This is a genomic window from Micromonospora endophytica, from assembly GCF_003236305.1.
Classification (GTDB): Bacteria; Actinomycetota; Actinomycetes; order Mycobacteriales; family Micromonosporaceae; genus Micromonospora; species Micromonospora endophytica.
This window is the reverse complement of record NZ_POTX01000026.1, coordinates 22,580-42,242: the sequence shown is the minus strand read 5'-3', so window position 1 is coordinate 42,242 and position 19,663 is coordinate 22,580. Positions and strand designations below refer to the sequence as shown.

20 protein-coding genes and 1 pseudogene are annotated in these 19,663 nt (G+C 69.8%); 11 read left to right on the top strand and 10 right to left on the bottom strand.

The window, feature by feature from the left end:
- Window positions 1–62: 62 nt before the first annotated feature.
- On the bottom strand, window positions 63–635 hold the full coding sequence (locus C1I93_RS06430; RefSeq protein ID WP_111242299.1) for a peroxiredoxin-like family protein: 573 nt from the start codon (window positions 633–635) through the stop codon (window positions 63–65).
- Between the two features lie 61 nt (window positions 636–696).
- Here C1I93_RS06430 and C1I93_RS06425 point away from each other — a divergent pair, with 61 nt between their 5' ends.
- The gene (locus C1I93_RS06425; RefSeq protein WP_111242298.1) at window positions 697–1,320 is read left to right on the top strand and encodes a TetR/AcrR family transcriptional regulator; all 624 of its coding nucleotides are present in this window, start codon (window positions 697–699) and stop codon (window positions 1,318–1,320) included.
- 111 nt (window positions 1,321–1,431) lie between these two features.
- Here the strand turns inward: C1I93_RS06425 and C1I93_RS06420 are convergent, their stop codons facing one another.
- Both C1I93_RS06420 and C1I93_RS06415 read right to left on the bottom strand, forming a co-directional pair.
- Window positions 1,432–2,961, bottom strand: a complete 1,530-nt coding sequence (locus C1I93_RS06420) for an FAD-dependent oxidoreductase (RefSeq protein ID WP_111242297.1) — start codon at window positions 2,959–2,961, stop codon at window positions 1,432–1,434.
- Between the two features lie 171 nt (window positions 2,962–3,132).
- A complete protein-coding gene (locus C1I93_RS06415; RefSeq protein WP_111242296.1) occupies window positions 3,133–3,600 on the bottom strand; it encodes an MSMEG_6728 family protein in 468 nt (155 codons plus the stop codon).
- A 101-nt stretch (window positions 3,601–3,701) separates the two neighbouring features.
- On the opposite strand from C1I93_RS06415, the gene C1I93_RS06410 reads away from it, so the two are divergent.
- The 8 genes and pseudogenes from C1I93_RS06410 (at window position 3,702) to C1I93_RS06390 (ending at window position 11,104) form a co-directional block, all read left to right on the top strand.
- Window positions 3,702–5,474: a potassium channel family protein gene (locus C1I93_RS06410; protein ID WP_111242295.1), complete on the top strand. Its 1,773-nt coding sequence runs from the start codon at window positions 3,702–3,704 to the stop codon at window positions 5,472–5,474.
- Window positions 5,475–5,709: 235 nt separating this feature from the next.
- Window positions 5,710–7,342: pseudogene (locus tag C1I93_RS06405) on the top strand (polymorphic toxin-type HINT domain-containing protein); the annotation flags it as partial.
- 8 nt (window positions 7,343–7,350) lie between these two features.
- On the top strand, window positions 7,351–7,683 hold the full coding sequence (locus C1I93_RS32275) for an AHH domain-containing protein (RefSeq protein ID WP_223256262.1): 333 nt from the start codon (window positions 7,351–7,353) through the stop codon (window positions 7,681–7,683).
- Window positions 7,684–7,775: 92 nt separating this feature from the next.
- The gene (locus tag C1I93_RS31155; protein ID WP_146603449.1) at window positions 7,776–8,237 is read left to right on the top strand and encodes a hypothetical protein; all 462 of its coding nucleotides are present in this window, start codon (window positions 7,776–7,778) and stop codon (window positions 8,235–8,237) included.
- A gap of 118 nt (window positions 8,238–8,355) precedes the next feature.
- On the top strand, window positions 8,356–8,955 hold the full coding sequence (locus C1I93_RS06400) for a DUF6346 domain-containing protein (protein ID WP_111242293.1): 600 nt from the start codon (window positions 8,356–8,358) through the stop codon (window positions 8,953–8,955).
- A gap of 170 nt (window positions 8,956–9,125) precedes the next feature.
- Window positions 9,126–9,461: a hypothetical protein gene (locus tag C1I93_RS31150; protein ID WP_146603448.1), complete on the top strand. Its 336-nt coding sequence runs from the start codon at window positions 9,126–9,128 to the stop codon at window positions 9,459–9,461.
- A 391-nt stretch (window positions 9,462–9,852) separates the two neighbouring features.
- Complete coding sequence (locus C1I93_RS06395) at window positions 9,853–10,047, top strand: hypothetical protein (RefSeq protein ID WP_146603447.1); 195 nt, start codon at window positions 9,853–9,855, stop codon at window positions 10,045–10,047.
- A 151-nt stretch (window positions 10,048–10,198) separates the two neighbouring features.
- Window positions 10,199–11,104 (top strand): PKD domain-containing protein, encoded by a 906-nt coding sequence (locus C1I93_RS06390; protein ID WP_111242291.1) that lies wholly within the window; start codon window positions 10,199–10,201, stop codon window positions 11,102–11,104.
- A gap of 178 nt (window positions 11,105–11,282) precedes the next feature.
- Here C1I93_RS06390 and C1I93_RS06385 read toward each other — a convergent pair whose 3' ends face one another.
- From C1I93_RS06385 to C1I93_RS06370, 4 genes are all read right to left on the bottom strand, one after another.
- Window positions 11,283–11,600 (bottom strand): helix-turn-helix domain-containing protein, encoded by a 318-nt coding sequence (locus C1I93_RS06385; RefSeq protein WP_111242290.1) that lies wholly within the window; start codon window positions 11,598–11,600, stop codon window positions 11,283–11,285.
- Window positions 11,597–11,962 carry a type II toxin-antitoxin system RelE/ParE family toxin gene (locus C1I93_RS06380; RefSeq protein WP_111242289.1) on the bottom strand — a complete coding sequence of 122 codons (366 nt, stop codon included), beginning with the start codon at window positions 11,960–11,962 and terminating at the stop codon, window positions 11,597–11,599. Before C1I93_RS06380 ends, C1I93_RS06385 begins: the two co-directional genes overlap by 4 nt.
- 86 nt (window positions 11,963–12,048) lie before the next feature.
- Window positions 12,049–13,281 (bottom strand): APC family permease, encoded by a 1,233-nt coding sequence (locus C1I93_RS06375; RefSeq protein ID WP_111242288.1) that lies wholly within the window; start codon window positions 13,279–13,281, stop codon window positions 12,049–12,051.
- 9 nt (window positions 13,282–13,290) lie between these two features.
- On the bottom strand, window positions 13,291–14,055 hold the full coding sequence (locus C1I93_RS06370; protein WP_111242304.1) for a phosphatase PAP2 family protein: 765 nt from the start codon (window positions 14,053–14,055) through the stop codon (window positions 13,291–13,293).
- A gap of 217 nt (window positions 14,056–14,272) precedes the next feature.
- On the opposite strand from C1I93_RS06370, the gene C1I93_RS06365 reads away from it, so the two are divergent.
- Window positions 14,273–15,481 carry a DUF4032 domain-containing protein gene (locus C1I93_RS06365; protein ID WP_111242303.1) on the top strand — a complete coding sequence of 403 codons (1,209 nt, stop codon included), beginning with the start codon at window positions 14,273–14,275 and terminating at the stop codon, window positions 15,479–15,481.
- A gap of 6 nt (window positions 15,482–15,487) precedes the next feature.
- Here the strand turns inward: C1I93_RS06365 and nagA are convergent, their stop codons facing one another.
- The 3 genes from nagA to C1I93_RS06350 form a co-directional block, all read right to left on the bottom strand.
- Window positions 15,488–16,597 carry an N-acetylglucosamine-6-phosphate deacetylase gene (gene nagA / locus C1I93_RS06360; protein WP_111242287.1) on the bottom strand — a complete coding sequence of 370 codons (1,110 nt, stop codon included), beginning with the start codon at window positions 16,595–16,597 and terminating at the stop codon, window positions 15,488–15,490.
- A complete protein-coding gene (locus tag C1I93_RS06355) occupies window positions 16,594–17,643 on the bottom strand; it encodes an ROK family protein (RefSeq protein WP_420811713.1) in 1,050 nt (349 codons plus the stop codon). Before C1I93_RS06355 ends, nagA begins: the two co-directional genes overlap by 4 nt.
- Before the next feature lie 70 nt (window positions 17,644–17,713).
- The gene (locus tag C1I93_RS06350) at window positions 17,714–18,643 is read right to left on the bottom strand and encodes an SIS domain-containing protein (RefSeq protein WP_111242302.1); all 930 of its coding nucleotides are present in this window, start codon (window positions 18,641–18,643) and stop codon (window positions 17,714–17,716) included.
- Window positions 18,644–18,838: 195 nt separating this feature from the next.
- Here C1I93_RS06350 and C1I93_RS06345 point away from each other — a divergent pair, with 195 nt between their 5' ends.
- Window positions 18,839–19,624, top strand: a complete 786-nt coding sequence (locus C1I93_RS06345; RefSeq protein WP_111242285.1) for a DeoR/GlpR family DNA-binding transcription regulator — start codon at window positions 18,839–18,841, stop codon at window positions 19,622–19,624.
- The last annotated feature ends 39 nt before the right edge of the window (window positions 19,625–19,663 follow it).

Genomic DNA, 19,663 nt, shown 5'->3' with positions numbered 1-19,663 from the left:
CGCTTCTCCTGGACCCCGCCCACCCCCTAGCCGCTGCGCCGCGTCTGAGGCGCAGCGTCGCGTCAGCCCCGGGTTGGGCGGTGGGCCGCGGCGAGGGCCAGCAGGGTGTCCACCGGCCACTGGTCGTAGGCGTGCTGGCCGTGGTGGGCGGCGACGATCCGGCCGTCGGGTGCGATCAGGAAGTCGGCCGGCAGGCCGAGTCGCCCACCGTGTGGTGTGCCGGCGGGCAGCCGCTCCCGGCCGCGGAGCACCTGCCAGGTGCCGGTCAGCACCGCGCGGACGATCGGCAGCCAGGCCCGGGGGTCCAGCAGCGCCCGGCGGCCCGCTTCCACGCCGAACTCCCGGTAAAGCCGCTTCTCCGGATCGGCGACCACGGCGATCGGCAGCTCCGCCACGTGCTCGCGCAGTTCGTCGGCGGGGGAGTGGAAGAGCACCACCTCGCGTACGCCGGCCGCCTCGATCTCGGCGTGCCGGCGTACCACCGAGCGCAGGTGCAGGTTGCACACCGGGCAGCCGGCGAACCGGCGAAACTGGAGGTGGACCAGCCGATCGGGATCGGGCAGCTCGACCGGTCCGGTGTTCACCGGCGTGAGCGTCCGGGCGTTCACGACAGGCAGGGGACGAGAGGTACGCATCGGGCTCTCCTCGTAGGCGTACGATGTATACCTACGAGGGTGCAGTAGGGTGTCAAGCGACATGCCTCGGCCCCGCTCGCTGACCCCCGACCGGATCGCCTCGGCGGCGTTGACCGTGATCGACCGCGACGGCCTCACCGGGTTCACCATGCGGGCGGTCGCCGCCGAGCTGGCGATGAGCGCGATGGCCCTCTACCGCTACATCGACGATCGCGGCGAGCTGGAACGGCTGGTCGTGGAGCGGGTGCTCGACGGGATCGACGTCAGCCCGCCCGACCCCAAGCTGCCCTGGGCCGCCCGGGTCACGCTCCTGCTGCGGCGGATGCGCGCCGCCGTCGCCGCCCACCCGGCGGTCGCGCCCCTGGTGCCCGTGCACCGGCACCGGTCGGCTGCCGTGCTGCGCTGGACGGAGACCGTGCTCGGGCTGCTCACCGAGGCCGGACTCACCGGCGAGCGGCGGGTGCTCGCCCTGCGCGCCCTGCTCGGCTACCTCCTCGGCGCGATCCAGTTGGAACATCTCGGCCCGCTCGCCGGGGCCGGCACCGCGGCACTGGCCGAGCTTGCGCCGCAGGCGTACCCGCACCTCGCCGACACGGCCCGCACCGCGCGGCACATCGATCCGGACGCCGAGTTCGACGGCGGCCTGGCCCTGCTCCTGCGCGGCCTCACCGCCCCACCCGACTGACCCACCTGACCCGCCTGGCCCGCTCCGGTTCGACCCACCTGGCCCGGCTCGAGTTGGCCCGCCTGATCTGCCGGGTTGGCCCGCCTGATTCGCCCAGGTCAGCGGCGGTGGTCAGCGCGCCGCGAGCAGGCCGCGCGGCCGGATCGAACGCAGCGGCTCGGTGGCCGCGCCCGCCGCCCGCAGGATGTGGTTGGCCGCGAGGATGCCGGTGGCCGCCGCCCGTTCCATCAAGGCGCTGGGAAAGTCGGTGCGGATGCCGTCGCCGGCCAGATAAAGCCCCTCGGCCTCGGTGCGAACCCCGGGTCGCCAGGCGTGACTGCCCGGCGTGAAAGCGGGCGCCTTGGCCTCCACCCGGGCCCGCAGCTCACGCACGCGCAGCCGGGCCGCCTCCGGCCAGAGCACGGTCAGCTCGGCGCGCATCCGCTCGGCCAGCTCCGTCGCGGGCACGCCCGGCTCACAGGCGTACGCGTGCAGCTCGATGATCGAACCGCCGGTGCGCTCCGCCCAACGCCGGGACTCGTCCTCCAACCGGTGGTACAACGTCACCGAGTCCAGTGTGGGCTGGCGGGACACCCCACTGAAGACCGCCCGCTCAGGGCCGACGTCCCCGTCACACCAGTAGCGGGCCACCGCGTACGGCGGGCCGGGCCGCCCGAACCCGGGCATCGCCGCCACCAGGCCCGGTGCGGCGTCGGCCAGCCCGGGTGAGGCCGCGACCAGCGCGGCGAGGGCCGGCGGGTCGACCGCGAGCACGACGTGCCCGACGTCGTACGCCCGCTCGGCGGTCGTCACCCGCCACCCGGCGGCTGCCCGGTGCAGCGCGGTCGCCGCGACCCCGGTCACCACCCGGCCACCGTGCCGCTCGACGTGCCGGGTCAGCGGCCCCCAGATGGCCGTGGCGTAGTCCTCGACCGGGCAGTCGAAAGCCAGCCCCTCGGGATTGCCGAGCAGATAGAAGTGGAACTGGGCGATCATCTCGGCGGCCGACATCTCCGCCTCGTGATTGAAGAACGAGTGGGAGAAGACCTCGAAGAGCATCGCCCGGGCCCGGTCCGGCAGCCGCAACGAGGTGAGCAGGTCATCGGCGGTCGCGCCGTCGAACTCGGCGTACGTGCGAACCGGGTGGTAGGCCAGCAGCGGCAAGGCGGCGTCCCGGTCCATCCCCCGCAGGTCCCGCAGGCGCAGGCTGGGGCTACGGGCCAGCAGGGTGAGCAGGTTCGCCGGTGGAGCCGGCGGCAACCGGCCGAACTCCTCGGCCGGCCACTGCGCGCTGAGCACCGGATAACCCGGCACCGGGCGGAGGAAACGCAGCGCCGGGTCGATCCGGCGCAGGATGCCGCGCCAGTTGTAGTACTGCCGGAAGAACGCGTGGAAGCCGTGCTCGTTGATCTGGCTGCTGCCGTCGGCGAGCCTCTCCGGCCAGGCACCCAACCGGCCACCCAGGGCCGGCGCGGCCTCCAGCACGGTCACCTCGACACCCCGCTCGGCGAGGACCACCGCCGCCGACATGCCGGCGATCCCGCCGCCGACCACCACCGCCGTCACCGGCTGCGGCACCCGGGCAGCGCCACCGCCGCCGGGCTCCTCCACCCGATGCGGCCGTACGCCGATCAGCCGACCCACCACCTGCGACAACGCCATCCCCCCAGTCTGCCTGAGGTGTAAGGAGGGTCCCCCTATTAACGCCTGCGGTAGAGGAGGGGCCCCCTGTTAACACTTGATCTAGCGCTGGAACGCTTGATCTAGCACTCGGCGGGCGCGTGTTAATAGGGGACCCCTGCTATGCACGAGGCGTTAATAGGGGGACCCTCCTTACGCGCGGTCGGAGGGGGGCCAGACGTAGTCGAGGTTGTCGGGGAGGTCGGGGCCGAAGATCGGGCGGTAGTGGGCGGGGTCCTTGCGCAGCAGCGCGGAGCGGTGGCTCAGGTGCAGGTCGGTGCGGCCCAGCCAGGGCGGCAGTTCCCCGGCTGCGGCCAACTCCTGCTGGGAGCGGACCTGCTCGATGCCGCGGGCGGCGGCGAGGTCGGCGGTCAGGGTCGCCGCGCAGGTGTCGGCGCGGCCCGTCGCGCACCAGACCGCGCAGATGTCGAGCCCGTAGCGGGTCAGCGCCTCCTCGTACCCGGTCCACATTTTGACCGCCGGGTGGTGGCGCCAGCCGTACCCGGGGCGGGTCAGCCCGCGCAGCACCTGGATCGCCTCGACCCGCTGTTTGCCCAGCCGTCGTTGGTCCAGCGCCCGGGCGCTGGCCAGGAAGTCCGGGTACGGCAGGAACGTCTGCATGGGCGGTGCCGTACCCGTCCTCGGCGTACCCATGCCGGACCAGTCAAAGTCAAGATCATCGGCGGGCTGCGCGGGTGCGACCAGGTGATTACCATGCGGGCATGGCGGAGCCGCTGCTCGATCGGGCCCTGCGGGCCGGCCGCCGGCTGCGGGCCAACGGTGAGACCCGGGCGCACTACGTGGTCTGCGGTCAGGATCCCCTCGCCTACTGGGTGGTGCGGGCGTTACGCGGCGGTGAGACGCAGGCCGGGCGGCTCCGGATCACGCTGATCGTGCCCGAACGTCGGCGTTCCCCCGGACCGGACGGCCGGGACCTGCCCGGTGTCGAGGTGATCCGGGCCGACCGGCTGGACGAGGCCGCTTTCCGCCGGGCCGGCCTGGCTGGGGCGGCCGGGCTGGCGTTGCTGCATCAGGACGACGTGGGCAACATGCACGCCGCCCTCTGTGCCCAGGAGGTCGAGCCCCGGTTGCGCCTGGTGGTGCGGATGTTCAACACCGGCCTGGCCAACGGGGTGCGGCAGATCTTCCCCGACTCGGCGGTGCTCTCCGACACCTCGATGGCCGCCCCGGCCTTCGTGGCCGCCGCGCTCGGTGAGGTCGCGCCCACCCACTTCCGGCACGGCGGACGCACCCTCTACGTGGCGCGTCGCGACGACGTACGCCCGAACGAGATCGTCTGCGGCGTGGCCGACACCCGTGACCCCCAGCAGGACCTGGTGTTGCCGGCCGACGAGCGGGACGCCGACGTGGTGCTCGCCGAGGCCAGCGGGCGACCGGCCGGTGCCGAGCTGGCCGCGCGCCGGTTGGCGCGGGCCCGGCGTCGGCGGCGGCCGGCGGCGACGCTGCTGCGGGCGGTCCGCAGCTTCGCCACCCGCAAGATCGGCATCGCGGTGCTCCTGCTGCTGGCCGTGGTGGGCACGCTGGGCGGGCTGTACGCCGGCGCGGCCCACGTCAGCCTGCCCGACGCGGTCTACCTCACCCTGGTCACCACCCTCACCGGGCAGGACCCGGACATCGCCAAGGGCGCGGCCGAACAGGTCATGCAGGTGCTGCTCAACCTGGCCGGGTTGGCGTTGATCCCGCTGATCACGGCGGTGGTGGTGGACGGGGTGGTGCACACCCGGCTGGCCCTGCACACCGGGCGGATCCTGCCGGAGCGTTCCGGGCATGTCGTGGTGGTGGGGTTGGGCAACATCGGGACCCGGGTGATGGCCCAGCTCAACGACTTCGGTGTCGAGGTGGTGGCGATCGACAAGAACCCGGACGCTCGCGGCGCCGGTCTGGCTCGGCGGCTCGGTGTGCCGCTCGTCGTGGGAGACGCCGCGCAGGAGGAGACGCTGCGGGCCGCCTCGGTGGCCACCTGCCAGGCGCTGGTGGTGGTCTCCACCGACGACGGGGCGAACCTGCGGGCGGCGCTCAACGGCCGCACCATCAACGACCAGCTCCGGGTGGTGCTGCGGCTCTTCGACGGTGACTTCGCCGAACGGGTGCAGCGTGCCTTCGGCATCGGCACCTCGCGCAGCGTCTCCTATCTGGCTGCCCCGTCCTTCGCCGCCGCGCTGCTGGACCGGGCGATGATTGCCACCATTCCGGTCGGCCGGCACGCCCTGCTGGTCACCGAGATCCCGGTGGCGGCCGGCTCGGCTCTGGACGGCCAGCCGCTCGGCGCGGTGGGCCGGGCGGGCAGCGTACGACTGCTCGCGCACGCCCGGCCGGGCCAGCGGCTCGACTGGTCGCCGGACCGGCGTCTGGTGATCATGGCGGGGGACCGGCTGACCGTGGTGGCCCGCCGCGCCGGCCTGAACGCCCTGCTCCGCGAGACCGCCCCACCTCCGCCCGACCCTGAACCGGTGCTGCCCACACCTCGCAGCTGAACCAATCACCTGTCGGAGAGTGGCGACAAAACCGGAGGACGGCCGTGCGCCCCAGATCACATACCGAAAATGATCAAATTTTTGCTGGTGATCTAGCGGCGTCCAGCCGATGCCAAATAGCCGTTTATCGATTGATAGTCGTGGGTGGTTGCTTCGTCACCTTCTGAGCGGGGCATCTCAACTGAGGTCGCAGCCTTGTGAGGTGGCGGGGGCCGCGGGTGCCGAGGAGCCCATCTGCCGGCCGACCGGCACTGCCGCGAACAACTGTGGCAGCGGCACCAACAGTCAGACCTTGGGTTGGGATGCTGAGGGCAAGCTGGCCACTGTCTCGGCTGGCGGGCAGACCGTCGAGACCAACATCTACGACGCAGACGGTACGAGGATCATCCGTCGGGACAGCGGGGGCACGACTCTTTACCTGCCCGGGCAGGAGATTCGCCGGGAAGGCGGCGTCAATACCGGCACCCGTTACTACAGCTTCGCCGGCACTGTCTGCGCGTCCCGCACGGGCGGTTCGGCGAGCACGGACCTGACCTGGCTGTTCAACGACCACCAGGGCACCCAGCAGGTCGCGGTGAACGCGGGGACGCAGGCGGTTTCGATCCGCCGTCAGACTCCGTACGGTGCGCCGCGGGGCGCGAACCCGGTTTGGGTGAACAACAAGGGCTTTGTTGGTGGGGACATCGATCCCACCGGTCTGACCAACGTCGGTGCCCGGCAGTACGACCTGACGTTGGGCCGGTTCATCTCGGTGGACCCGGTGCTGGTCGCGGACAGTCCCGCTCAGTACAACGGGTATCAGTATGGTGGGAACAACCCGATCGACAATGCCGACCCGACCGGCTTGTACTTCACGGAGAACGGCGAGGACACCGGGGACCGTGCCTACGTCGACACCACTCCCTTCGGAAACAACGACATCAAGATCGTCAAGAAGTACGTTCCTCCGGCTTGTGGCTCTGCCTGTCAGCAGCAGCGTGAAGCGTTCCGGCAGGCCAGCAACGAACGCGCCGAGCGGGAACGCAAGCAGCGGGAGTGCCAGTCCAGCTTCTGGTGTCGTAACGCCGGGGCGGTGGGTGCGGTGGCCGGTGTCGCCGCTGGTGTCATCGTCGGTGGTGCCTGCACGGCTGGCAGCTTCGGTGTGGGTGCTGTCGGCTGCGCGGCGATCGGCGGGTTCGTCGGCGGCTATGTCGCCTCGTTGACCACCAACAGTCTGGACGCCGACGAGGAAAGCTTCTTGCAACTCGCTGGTGAAGCCGTCCTCGGTGGGGCCATCGGTGGTGTGCTGGGCGCGGGTGGTGCGGTTCTCCTGCCAGCCCTCGGTGCAGGGGCCTTCGGTCTTGCCAGTGGGGCAGGGCTGCGGACGTCCGTGGGTATGGCAGGTGCCGGAGCGCGATCGGCGGCCCGTGGTGGTGGTGTTGGGGGTGCCTGTGGCTTCCGCAGCTTCAGCGGTGACACCGAAGTCCTGATGGCGGACGGCAGCAAGAAGCCGATCGAGGATGTCGAGATCGGCGACGTTGTCCTGGCCACCGACCCCGAGACGGGGGAGGAAGGCGCCCGTGAGGTGACCCACCTGTGGGTCCACGAGGACCAGCTCGTCGATCTGAAGGTGAGTGGCGGGGAAGTCACCACCACGGAGGACCACCCGTTCTGGAACGTGACCGACCAGCAGTGGCAGGACAGTCAGGATCTCGACCCTGGCGACCTGCTGCACACGGCCAACGGGGCGACCCTCACCGTCACGGGAGTCGACTGGAACACCACTCGACAGGGCACCGCCTACAACCTCACCGTCGCAGACATCCACACGTACTATGTGCTCGCCGGCAACACACCGGTCCTCGTACACAATACAAATTGCTCCACCAATGCCCAGATTCTTGGTGACAATCTTGAGGCCTCCAGGGTTGCGCGGCCTGCCGAAACGGCCGCGCACCACATCGTGGCCAGCACGTCTCCGAAGGCCGCAGCGGCACGGGCGCAGCTTAATAGATTCGGCATTGGCATCAACGATGCGAGCAACGGCGTATTCCTGCCGCGGGGATCGGCATCGGCGAACCCCGGAGCTATGTCGGTTCATTCGCGAATTCACACGAACGACTACTATGCTTACGTCAACGACATGATGAGCGGTGCACGAAACGCTGGTGAAGCCCGCGACGTCTTGAACCACATACGGGGTCAGCTCCAAGGCGGGTACTGGCCGTAGCCGAGTGTGTAGCCTGGCCGTGGCGCGGCCTAGGGATGCCGCTGTACCGCGGCAAGGCTTTAGCCGTTGAACCGGAGTGAGGGAGGTAAGTAGTGAGCAGACCGATCGACTCTGCACTAGGTGTGGTGCAAGGCATCGCTGACCAGGCAAGATCGAGTCGAGAGGTTCCGACTGTCGAGGAACTTATCGCGACGGTCCGCGGCTTTGAGCGGATTACGTTCGATGTTCCCGAAGGTAATGACTCCGACGGTTTCCTCTTTCAGTATGGCGAAGTAAACTGGTTTGCTGAGCCTGCATTCACAGTTGGCTTTGTGCGTCAAATGGAAATCGTCGACGCCGACGGCGAGCATGAAGGGTACTCGCAGGTTCAACTTGAGTATAGATATCGAGCTGATCCAGACCTGCGGTCGCTGCGAGGTCTCAACTCCTGGTGGTTCCGTGACGGCGGGACGTCGTTCGACGAATGGATCAGATCGGTAGAGCAGGATCCCATCTGGGGGATCATTCGAGGCAAGTTTCCTGTGGAATTCGACATCTCGCAGGAGCTTGCTTGAATTCGTCGGCTCGGGCATATAGCTGCGCTTATTTGCCGAAGGTCGGGCTGAATTCTGGATCGAATGGCGTGGCAAGCCGACGGACCCCTCCGGAAGTGTCTGGAGGTGGGTTGAGTAGGTGAACGAGGCGGGTCCGGAGCGGATGACGCAGATCCAGCGCGAGCAGATCGCCGCGTACGAACGGCGTGGGCCCATCATGGGCCGCTTGACGCAGCTCGCGACGGCGGTCGCCCTCATCGCCGCGGTCGTCATCTCGACGTTGGTGTTCGACACGGTGGCCAGTTTCTATCCGGGCACCGGTGCGGTGAGATCCACCCCTGCTGAACAGTCGGCCGAGGCTGCGGTGCGGGACTGCCAGCGAGTAGGTCCGGTAAGCGGCGAAGGTCTCGGCTACTGGTGGCGCTGCGCCGTGACGGTCCGGACCCGCGACGGTCGCGAGGTGAAGACAGTGGTGGGTCACTCGGTTGTCACCCCAGCCGACCGGGGGAAGTCGATCGATTTCCGTGAAGTGTGCTACGGGGAGGGGAATACCGATTGCCGGTACGGCCGTCCCATTTCACGCGTTTGGGCTCTCGCTGTATCGGTGCTGGGCATGGTGAGGATTGCCGTCGTTTTTCTGTTGGTCATCGGCGTCGGCTTCTACTTGGTTCGAAGCGTGGTTGGTGTCCCGAGGTATTACGCCTGGGTCAACCGACGCGCCAAAAAAGGGAATGTCTAACTTTTCTATTGGGTAACGGATATAGAAAAGAGTTTTTGAATATGAGCTCCGTGGATAAATATATCCAACTTGTTGCTGGCGACCGTGGGTGGATGGATTGCAGCCAGCCATGATCCATTCACCAGCGCTGTCGGCTCTATGATGGACTGACAGGCTTCTGGAGGTAAAGCATGGTCATCGTCACGGTGCTATTCGTCATTGCAGGGTTGACCACACTGATCTGGATGGCCAACTGGCCCTTCGGAACGCCGCTGGCAAAGGAACTCAGTGACGAGGATCGCCGCATTAACGCCGAGCACAATAGGCGCCACCATCGCGGTGTGGCGCGCGGCTTGTTGCCCATTCTCGCCGTCATTTTCGGAATTGCATCTATTAGCCTTTTCGGGGGCTCGAGTAGTGACAAGCCTGCGGCTATCGGCATGGGTGTGTGTTCGGCCGTGTGTGTCGGTTTGTTCGTTGCATCTATAAAGATGGGGCGCAGGCGGCGGTCTTCGAAACGGCGATGAACTCCCACCCTGGGCGAGCGTGGGGTCGGCGGTGGTGACCGTGGGCTCCGTGATGCAACGCGTGTAACGTTTTTAGGTGTTTGTGGGAAGTGTGTGCAGCAGGAGAAGACTGGCTGGGAGGTGATCGCGGTTGCCTAAGCGTGGCAATCGTCGTCAGAGCAAGGAGACTCCGGGCGTCGGTGAATCAGCTGGGACGGCAATGTTGGCGATCAGCCTCGCCTACCCACCTTCGGCGTTCGTCTATCGGGCTACGAAGCCGCGCCTGTTGGTAGATGGCGTTGACGTCGGAGTGGCGCGGTGGGGCAAACATCGAGTGCCGGTCACGGTGGGTCGGCACCGGGTGCAGGTGTGGGTGCCGTACGTGATGCCCCGGAAAGCTGGACGAGCGCAGATGGACATCTCGGTGAGTGATGGTGAAGTCGCCAGCATCGCCTACATGGCGCCGGCGGTGACCTTTGCCCGGGGGTCGCTAGGGGCCCCCGGGCAGAAGTCGACCGGACTTCCGACAGTGATGGTCCTCAACGCCATCGCGATCGTCGTGGCGGTCGCCGCCTTGCTCGTCCTTCTTGTAGCCAACCTCGCCTGAGGGACGGGCGGTGCTCCTGTGGCCATGTCAAGAATCGCGGGTGTTGCACCGCCCCTTCCTGGTTCAACGGAGGGGGACGGCCGCCGCCAGCATCCGACCTGAGTTGTAGCGATCGCGCAGTAGTTGTGCCTGCTCGGCCAGGTCGGAGGGGTTGGGTTCGCGCTATCGGCTCGATTTCACCAGCCTTCGGGCCGGGCAGGGCGTCACCCTGACCGCGCTGGAGGTCTCCGATGACGTCTCGGCGCAGCGGGACATCCGCCAGTACGTCGACTGGGGCGACGGGGAGTTCTCGTATCTGAACGGCGACGAGACGTCGCAGTGGCACCGGTACTACAACCCCGGCTCGTACACCGTGACCGTCCGGGTCACCGACCGGGCGGGCAACTCGTCGTCCGGGGTCTTCGCGAAGACGGCCACGGTCACCGTGGTGAAGATGCCCGGCACGTTCAAGATCGTCAAGAAGAAGGTGTGGATCGGCGACCCCGCGGTCGTCACCCTTGCGGGTATCCCCAGCGATGTCAGCAAGGTGCGGGTGTGGTGGGGCGACGGCAAGTCCTCCACGGTTGGCCGGACGACCAAGCAGGTCAAGCACTACTACACCAGCCAGACGCGGTGGACGGTGACCGTCAAGCTGACCAACGCGGCCGGTGAGGCCTACGGTCGGGACATCGGCGACATCACCACCGAGTATGACGAATCCGCTCCTCAGGTCCGGCTGACCAAGCCCAAGAAGCCGACGTACGTGTCGTCCTGGCGCACGATCAAGGGCACGGTCAGCGACCGGGGCCGAGGGACGGCCGAGGTGGGTCTCGTCCTGCTCGAACAGCGGGGCAGCGCCTGGTACTACTACACCGGCATGAAATGGATCAAGGCCAAGTCGTTCGACCAGGCCATGAAAAAGGTGAAGACGATCGCGGTGCGACCGACCGCGAAGAACACCTGGAAGGTCAAGATCAAGGGCCTCAAGAAGGGCACGCTGTACGTCGTCTACGCCGCCGTCGACAAGGACAGCAACCAGTCGGAGGCGAAAGCCAAGAAGCAGAAGCTGACCCGATGACGCTGCCGCACGCGGCTGCGGCTGACGCATCCGGGTAGCACGAGAAGCGTTCGGGTTGCTGCGGCTGTCGCCGGGGAGTGACCGCGACAAAGACGTGGCGATCCTGGCCCTACCACACCCCTCGCGGTGTGGTAGGGCCAGTTCGTTCGGTAGCTCTGCGGGCATTCTCGCTGGTGAGCTATGCGATGGCGGCGATGTCGCCATCGTCGAAGTAGATGGCTTGGTGGAGGCGTCCGCCGAGGGCGGCGGCGTAGCGGGCGACGATGTCTTGGCCGGAGATTTTACCCTGTTCGATTTGGGAGACGCGGCCTTTGGTGACGCCCATGCGGTCGGCGACCTGCTGTTGGGTTAGGCCACGGGCGCGCCGTACCTCGGCGAGGCGGTGTCCGACGACGTTGGTGAGTAGCTCCTGCTTGCCTGCTTCGACGGCCTCTTCGCCGCCGGCGCGTTCGACGTGGGCGGCGCGGATGTCGCTCCAGCGTGCATAGCTGCTCACGGCTGTCGTCCCTTCTCCTCGGCGCGTTCCTTAAGGTAGATCTCGTAGCGTTGCTCGGCCAGGGGGATCGCTTCGATGTACCACTGCTGCCAGCGTCCGGCCTTGTCTCCGGCGACGAGCAGGATGCTGGAGCGCCACGGGTCGAAGGCGAACAGGATGCGTACGGTGCCGGGGCGCAGCTCTTTGAGATTGGCGATCGAGGATCCGTGGATCGTGTCGACCAGCGGCCGGCCGAGCCCGGGGCCAGCTTCGGCGAGCAGGTCGATGGCTTGCACGACGCGGGCGTGAGTGAGTGGATCGAGGCTGTCGATCCACTCCTGGACCTCTTTGACGAGGTAGATCTCCCACTCGTCGGTAGCCATGCCTGGAGTATAGCGTCCGCTATACCAGGGGTGTTGGCGCGAGATTGAAAGCGTCAGCCTCGTCGAATTGATGTCGTGAATTCGCGTCAGTGGCGGGCGGGGCGTAGGGCGTACCAGGCGGCGCCGAGGGCGAGCACCCCGAAGCCGCTGAGCACGCTCGACAGCGGCAGGCTGACCGCGAGCACGACGCAGCCGATCAACCCCGCCACCGCGAGCGCCTGCACGGGCAGCTTCCGGGCCGGCTCGCGGCCCAGGGTCAGCGCGGCGGCGTTGGCGATGGCGTAGTAGACCAGCACGGTGACGCTGGAGAAGCCGATCGCGGAGCGGACGTCGGCCACCGCCACCACCACGATCACCACGGCGGCGACCGCCAGTTCGGCGCGGTGCGGGACCTGGTGCACCTGGTGCACGGCGGCCAGCGCGGCGGGCAGGTCGCGGCGGCGGGCCATCGCCAGGGTGGTGCGGCCGACCCCGGCGACCAGGGAGAGCAGCACGCCGGTGACCGCGACGGTGGCTCCGGCCCGGACCACCCAGGCCAGGCCGGGTAGCCCGGCGGCGGTCACCACGTCGGCCAGGGGCGCGGCGGAGGCGGCCAGCCGGGTCGGGCCGAGCACCCCGAGCGCGATCACGGCCAGCACCAGGTAGATCACCAGCACCAGGCCGAGCGCCAGCGGGACCGCCCGGGGGATGGTCCGCTCCGGGTCGCGTACCTCCTCGCCGAGGGTGGCGATCCGGGCGTACCCGGCGAAGGCGAAGAAGAGCAGGCCGGCGGCGGTGAGGATGCCCCGGGTGGTGCCACCGGGTTGGTCGATGCGGCCGAGCGACACGTCTGTCGCGCCGACCACCGCGACCAGGGCCAGCACCGCCAGCACGACCAGCACCAGGATCCGGGTGGTGGTCGCGGTCTTGGTCACGCCGCGCAGGTTCACCGCGGTCACCGCGACGACGGCGGCGACCGCGACCAGCCGGGCCTGCCCCGGCCAGAGGTACGCCCCGATGGTCAGCGCCATCGCCGCGCAACTGGCCGTCTTGCCGATCACGAAGCCCCAGCCGGCGAGGAAGCCGGCGAACGGGTTGAGCCGTTCGCGGCCGTACACGTAGGTGCCGCCGGACTCGGGATAGCGGGCCGCGAGCCGGGCCGAGCTGGTGGCGTTGCAGTAGGCGATGAAACCTGCGATCCCGAGCGCCACCAGCAGCCCGGGTCCGCCGGCCGCAGCGGCGGCGGGGGCGAACACCACGAAGACGCCCGCGCCGAGCATCGACCCGAGACCGATGATCACCGCATCCCGTACGCCCAACCGGCGGGCCAGTCGATCCACGCCCGCAGCCTAGGGCTGTCTGGTGAACGGTTCACCCCAGTTGCGTAACCGGCCGGGCAGCGGCAGGTCGTCCCAGGGCACTCGGTGCAGCGCCCGGTCCAGCAGCAGCCCGAGCAGCAGCGCGGCCAGCCCGTCCGTGAGCCAGTGGAAGTTCAGGTAGGTGGTGGTGACCAGCAGGATCGCCGGTGGCGCGTACCGGACCAGCCGGTAGAGCCCCACCGGCAGCCGGTCGCCGGTCAGGGCGGCCAGCAGCAGGGCGATCACGCCGTACCAGACGATCGCGTTGGCCACGTGCCCCGACGGGTACGACATCGAGTAGGCGTCCGGCGGCAGTTGGTGGTGGAAGATCCGCACCGCCTGGTCGAGTGGTAGGAACGGTTCCTTCACCGAGGCGGTGGGCGCGGCCCGGTCGGTCCAGAGTTTGAGCGGGCCGATGGTCAGCGTGGTGATCAGGAACGCGCCGCCGACAAGCAGGAACGGCCGGACCGTACGCCGACGCCAGGCCACCGCCACCGCGAGCCCGCCGGAGAGCGGCAGCAACAGCCCGCCGCCCTGGCCGAGCAGGTTGAACGCCCGAGCGGTCCAGTACAGCGGGGCGGGGACGTGCGCGAAGGCCCACTCGCTGACGGCCAGGTCGAGGGCGAGCAGGTGGCCGGCGGCGAGCAGGGCGGTGATCGCCACGAACCCTGCCAGCAGCAGCGCGTCGAACCACCAGCCGGCCGGCCGGACCGGGGCCGGGCGCAGCTTGCGGCGTACCGTCGTCTTCTCCCGCACCCCGATCACGCTACCGGCCCGACCGGGGGCGACCCGCGCGGCCGCCGGGCTGGCCCGACCTGGCCGGGCTCGCGCGCTGGCCCCGATCGCGGCCCGGCCCGGGACGCGATGGCGGCCGGGCCGCCCGGACCGCGACGGCGGCCCAGCGGTGGTCGGTGAATGTGGGCCGAGCCACGTGGAGCAGCGGTCCGGCGGCGAAGTTGTCACACTTGTGGCCGTGCGGATCACTTCGGCCCTCGTCGACCCGGCGCTGCTCGACCTCCCGTGGTCGACACCGTTGGAGCAGTGGCCGGCCGCGCACCTGGTCGCGCTGCCGCAGGGCATCTCGCGGCACGTGGTGCGCTTCGTCCGGCTGGGCGGGTACGTCTACGCGGTGAAGGAGACCGGCGAACGGGTGGCCGAGCGGGAGTACGACCTGCTGCGCGCCCTGGAGCGGATCGACTTCCCGTCGGTACGGGCGGTGGCGATCGTCGCCGACCGGAAGTCCGACGCCGGGGAGCCGCTCGACCCGGTGCTGATCACCCGGCACCTCCAGTTCTCCCTGCCCTACCGGGCGCTGTTCTCACACACGCTGCGGCCGGAGACGATGGGCCGGCTGCTTGACGCGCTCGCCGCGCTGCTGGTGCGGATGCACCTGACCGGCTTCTTCTGGGGCGACTGCTCACTGTCCAACACGCTGTTCCGGCGGGACGCGGGCGCCTTCGCGGCGTACCTGGTCGACGCGGAGACCGGGGCGCTGCGCACCATGCTCTCCAACGGTCAGCGGGGTGAGGACCTGGAGATCGCCCGGGTCAACATCTTCGGTGAGGCGCTGGACCTCCAGGCGGCCGGCCTGCTGCACGAGTCGATCGATCCCGAGGTGGTCTGCGAGGAGGTCGTCCAGCGGTACGAGCGCCTCTGGCACGAGATCACCTACGAGCAGCAGGTCGAGCGGGAGGCGCGGCACGACATCGAGGGGCGCATCCGCCGCCTCAACGAGTTGGGCTTCGACGTGGCCGAGGTGGCCATGGCGACCATCGGCAACGGGCGGTACCTGGTGCGGCCGAAGGTGGTCGACGCCGGTTACCACCACCGGCGACTGCTCCGGCTCACCGGGCTGGACGCCGAGGAAAACCAGGCCCGCAAGCTTCTCAACGACCTCGACGCGTACCGGGCGGAGAGCGACCTGATTGACGAGCAGCAGGCCGCCCACCGCTGGTTGACCGAGGTGTTCGAGCCGGTGGTCCGGGCGGTGCCGACCCATCTGCGGCGCAAGCTCGAGCCGCAGGAGCTGTTCGCCCAGATCATCGAGCACAAGTGGCTGCTCTCCGAGCGGGCGGGACGGGACGTCGGGATGCGCCACGCGGTGCAGTCGTTCCTCACCGAGGAACTCGTGCACCGCCCCGACGAGCAGGCCGTCCTCGGTGTCGAGATGTCGATGGACTGAGCCGGGTCACTGCACCCATTCGCCGGCGCGCATCACCCGTACCACGTTCAGCTCGTCGTCGAGCTCCACCAGATCGGCGCGCAGACCGGCCTGGAGGGCACCGACCTGGGCACCGAGACCGACGGCCAGGGCCGGCGTGGTGGAGACCATGCGGACCGCGTCGGGCACTGGGACGCCCACCTGCACCGCGTGCCGCAGCGCCGCGTCCATGGTGAGGGTGCTGCCGGCGATCGCGCCGTCGCGGGCGAGCCGGGCCACGCCGTCGGTCACGGTCACCGCCTGACCGCCCAACTCGTACTCGCCGTTGGGCATGCCGGCGGCGGCCATCGCGTCGGTGACCAGCACGCACCGTTCCGCTCCGGCGGTCGCTACGGCGAAGGTGAGGGTTCCCTCGTGCAGGTGCACCCCGTCGGCGATCAGCTCACAGAAGACGTTCGGCGCGGTCAGCAGCGCCACCGCCGGCCCCGGATCCCGGTGGTGCACCGGGCGCATGCCGTTGAACAGGTGGGTGCCGACGCTGGCACCCGCGGTCACCGCGGCGCAGGTCTGCTCGTACGTGGCGTCGGTGTGCCCGACCGCGGCGACCACGCCGTGGGTGGTGAGCAGTCCGATGGCCTCCAGCGCACCGGTCCGCTCGGGGGCGAGGGTGACCATTCGGACCGCACCCTCGCCGATCTTGATCAGCTCGGTCAGCTCCTCGAGGGACGGGTCGCGGAGGAAGTCCGGGTTCTGTGCGCCGCAGCGGGCGGCGGAGAGGTACGGCCCCTCGAAGTGGATGCCGGCGAGCACTCCCTCCTGCACCAGCGGCACGAAAGCCGTGGTGGCCGAGCGCATCAGCTCGAAAGGCGCGCTGACCAGGCTTGCCAGCAGGCTGGTGGTGCCGTGACCCAGGTGGAACGCGGCGGCGGCGCGGGCGGAGTCGGGCTCGCCGGTGGTGAAGGTGTGCCCACCCCCGCCGTGGGTGTGGATGTCCACGAAGCCGGGCACGATCCAGTGGCCGTCGCGGATCGACGGAAACTCGGCGACCGCGCTGATCCGGTCACCTCTGACCTCGACACAGCCCTGCCGGATCACCCCGCTCGGGGTCACCACCTTGCCGTTCACCCGAAGGGTCATCTCGTCTCCAGCTGGTCGAGGGCGAGCAGGGCGGCGCCGAGGCATCCGGCCTCGTCGCCGAGGGCGGCCGGGACCAGTCGGGGCTCCCGGTGAAAGGTCAGGCGGTCCCGCAACGCGGTCCGCAGCGGGTCGAACAAGCCGGCGCCGGCCTGGGCGAGGCCGCCGCCCAGCACGATCGTCTCCACGTCGAAGAGCGCCTGGCCGGTGGCGAGGCCGTCGGCCAGCGCCTCGACGGCCTCCCGCCAGACCTGGACGGCGAGTTGCTCGCCCGCCGCCGCCCGGGCGGCCACCTGGGCGGCGCTCACCATGGTCCGTCCCCGGCCCGGTCCGCCGCCGGACGCACCGTCCGGTGCGGCAGCGGATTCGGCGTTGCCGGCCGGGCCAACGGCCTCGGTGGGTGCGGCGGCCGGGCCGCCGGCCTCGGTGAGTACGGCGTAGCGGCGGGCCACGGCCGAGGCCGAGGCGACCGCCTCCAGGCAGCCTCGACGCCCGCAGCCGCAGGCCGGGCCGTCCGGGCGGACCAGGATGTGGCCGAGTTCTCCGGCGGCGCCGTGCGCCCCGGTGGCGGCCGAGCCGGCCACCACGTGTGCGGCGGCGATGCCGGTGCCGATGGCCACGAAGAGCACGTGCCCGGCGTCGCGACCGGCACCCAGTCGTGCCTCGGCGAGGCCGCCGGCCCGCACGTCGTGGCCGAGCGCCGTGGGCAGGCCGAGCCGCGCGGAAGCCAGCTCCCGCAGGGGTACGTCCCGGAAGCCGACGTTCGCCGACCAGACCGCCACGCCGCGTGCCTCGTCGACGACGCCCGGCACCACGATGCCGAGCGCGGTGGGGCTGAGCCCGTCCGCCCGTGCCTTGCCGGCCAGCCCTTCGGCCACGGTCAGGATCGTCTCGACCACGGCGTCGGGACCGCGTCCCGCGTCGGTGGGGTGCCGCTCGGTGTGGACCAGGGCACCGTCCGCGCCGACAAGCGCGCACTTCATCCCGGTGCCGCCCACGTCCACCGCGACGGCAACCCGCTCATCGCCCACCGTCACCGCATCCCCCACCGCGAACAGATCCTGGTGCGGGAGCGCCCCCGCGGAGACAGACTCGTACCAGGATCTTGTGGCGGGAGACTCACGTGAGGACCACGGAGCGGCTGAGGTGCCGGGGTGCGTCGGGGTCGAGGCCACGGCTGGTGGCCAGGGCGACGGCGAACCGCTGGGCCAGGATCAGGTCGGCCATCGGGTCGACCGGGGTACGCCCGGCCGCCCAGCGGCCGAGCACCGTACGGACCCCGTGGGTGCGGCTGTGCGCGAAGGCCGCGCCGGTGGCGGCCACGTCCTCGGGCAGCCCGTCGGGCAGCTCGCCGAAGGCCCAGACCAGCCGGCCGGGGGCGGCCACCGAGATCGGGCCGTGCCGGTAGTCCATCGCCGGGTACGCCTCGGCCCAGAAGGTGGCCGCCTCGCGGCACTTCAGCGCCGCCTCCTGGGCGAGCCCGATCGTCCAGCCCCGGCCGAGGAAGGTGACCTGTTCGATCAGGCTCGGGTCGATCGGCAGCGGGGCGCGTACGGCCACCTCGGCGTCGGCGACGAGGGCGGTGATGTTGTCACCGAGTTGGGCCCGGAGCAGGGCCAGCGCGGTGGTGGCGAAGCGGGTCTGCACCACCGAGCGCTCGTCGGCGAAGGGCATGGTGACGGCGGCGTCCGCGACACTCACCGCCGGTGAGTCGGGGTCACCGACCAGCACGGTGCTCGGTGTGCGCCCGCGCAGGGCGCTGAGCAGTTCCAGCACCTCGGTGGTGGTGCCGGATCGGGTGATCGCCAGCAGTCGGTCGTAGCGGCGGCCGGCCGGGAACTCGCTGGCCTGGAAGGCGTCCGTCTCGCCCTGGCCGGCGGCTTCGCGGCGGGCCGCGTACGCCGTCGCCATGAACCACGACGTGCCGCAACCGACCACCGCGACCCGTTCACCGGGGCTGGGTAGCCGGTCGAGCACTGTGGGTGCGAGCTCTGCCGCTCGGCGCCAGCAGTCCGGCTGACTCGCGATCTCCGCGTGAACGTACGCCATGAAGACTCCCTCGCCGGGCGGGCCGTTGCGCAATACGGCTCGTTACTCCCATCTTTCGCGCGTCATTCTGCGTGAAACCTGGTGGAAATAGCAACCGCAGGCGTGATCGCGCAGCGCGAGGTTTTGCCTCATCCTAGTTTCGAACACTACTGTGCACGCAACCAATCACCGTTCGTGCAGACACGGAGGCCCGGGGTGGACCGCTACGCGAGATGGAACGCCCTGCTCGAGATGCTCACCGACTCCGGTCGGGTCACCGTCGAGGAGGCCGCCGACCGGCTGGACGTCTCCCAGGCGACGATCCGCCGGGACTTCGACCAGCTCGCCCAACAGCAGATGATCACGCGTACCCGGGGTGGCGCGGTCGCCAACGGGGTCTCGTACGATCTGCCGCTGCGCTACAAGACGGCCAAGCACTCGGCCGAGAAGCAGCGCATCGGCGCCGCCGCCGCGGCCCTGGTCTCGCCCGGCACGGTGGTCGGCCTCAACGGCGGCACCACCAGCACCGAGGTGGCCCGGGCGCTGGCTGTCCGGCCGGACCTGAACACCAGCGCCGAGGGTGCCCAGCTCACCGTGGTCACCAACGCGCTGAACATCGCCAACGAACTGCTGGTCCGTTCCCGGATGAAGGTCGTGGTGGCCGGCGGGGTGGTGCGGCCGAAGTCCTTCGAACTGGTCGGGCCGTTGGGCGGGGCGCTGCTGCGCGAGGTCACCCTGGACGTGGCGCTGCTCGGCGTGGACGCGATCGACCCGCAGCTCGGCGCCGCCGCCCACCACGAGGGTGAGGCGGCGATGAACAACCTGATGGTCGCCCGCGCGAAGCGGGTGGTGATCATCGCGGACTCGTCCAAACTGGGCGGTCACGCCTTCGCCCGGATCTGCCCCGTCGAGCGGGTGGAAACGCTTGTCACCGACTCGGGCGCCGCGCCCGAGCTGATCGACGCCTTCCGCGCCGCAGGCGTCCACATCATCACCGCCTGAGGTGCAAGGAGGGGCCCCCTGCTAACGCCTCCGGTAGAG

Excerpts from the sequence above, each read along its gene's own strand:
- C1I93_RS06410 (WP_111242295.1), top strand. The coding sequence starts at position 3,702 with ATGGCGGAGCCGCTGCTCGATCGGGCCCTGCGGGCCGGCCGCCGGCTG.
- C1I93_RS06430 (WP_111242299.1), bottom strand. The coding sequence starts at position 635 with ATGCGTACCTCTCGTCCCCTGCCTGTCGTGAACGCCCGGACGCTCACG.
- C1I93_RS06380 (WP_111242289.1), bottom strand. The coding sequence starts at position 11,962 with ATGGCTACCGACGAGTGGGAGATCTACCTCGTCAAAGAGGTCCAGGAG.
- C1I93_RS06395 (WP_146603447.1), top strand. The coding sequence starts at position 9,853 with ATGGACATCTCGGTGAGTGATGGTGAAGTCGCCAGCATCGCCTACATG.
- nagA (WP_111242287.1), bottom strand. The coding sequence starts at position 16,597 with ATGACCCTTCGGGTGAACGGCAAGGTGGTGACCCCGAGCGGGGTGATC.
- C1I93_RS06415 (WP_111242296.1), bottom strand. The coding sequence starts at position 3,600 with ATGCAGACGTTCCTGCCGTACCCGGACTTCCTGGCCAGCGCCCGGGCG.
- C1I93_RS06420 (WP_111242297.1), bottom strand. The coding sequence starts at position 2,961 with ATGGCGTTGTCGCAGGTGGTGGGTCGGCTGATCGGCGTACGGCCGCAT.
- C1I93_RS06425 (WP_111242298.1), top strand. The coding sequence starts at position 697 with ATGCCTCGGCCCCGCTCGCTGACCCCCGACCGGATCGCCTCGGCGGCG.
- C1I93_RS06350 (WP_111242302.1), bottom strand. The coding sequence starts at position 18,643 with ATGGCGTACGTTCACGCGGAGATCGCGAGTCAGCCGGACTGCTGGCGC.
- C1I93_RS31150 (WP_146603448.1), top strand. The coding sequence starts at position 9,126 with ATGGTCATCGTCACGGTGCTATTCGTCATTGCAGGGTTGACCACACTG.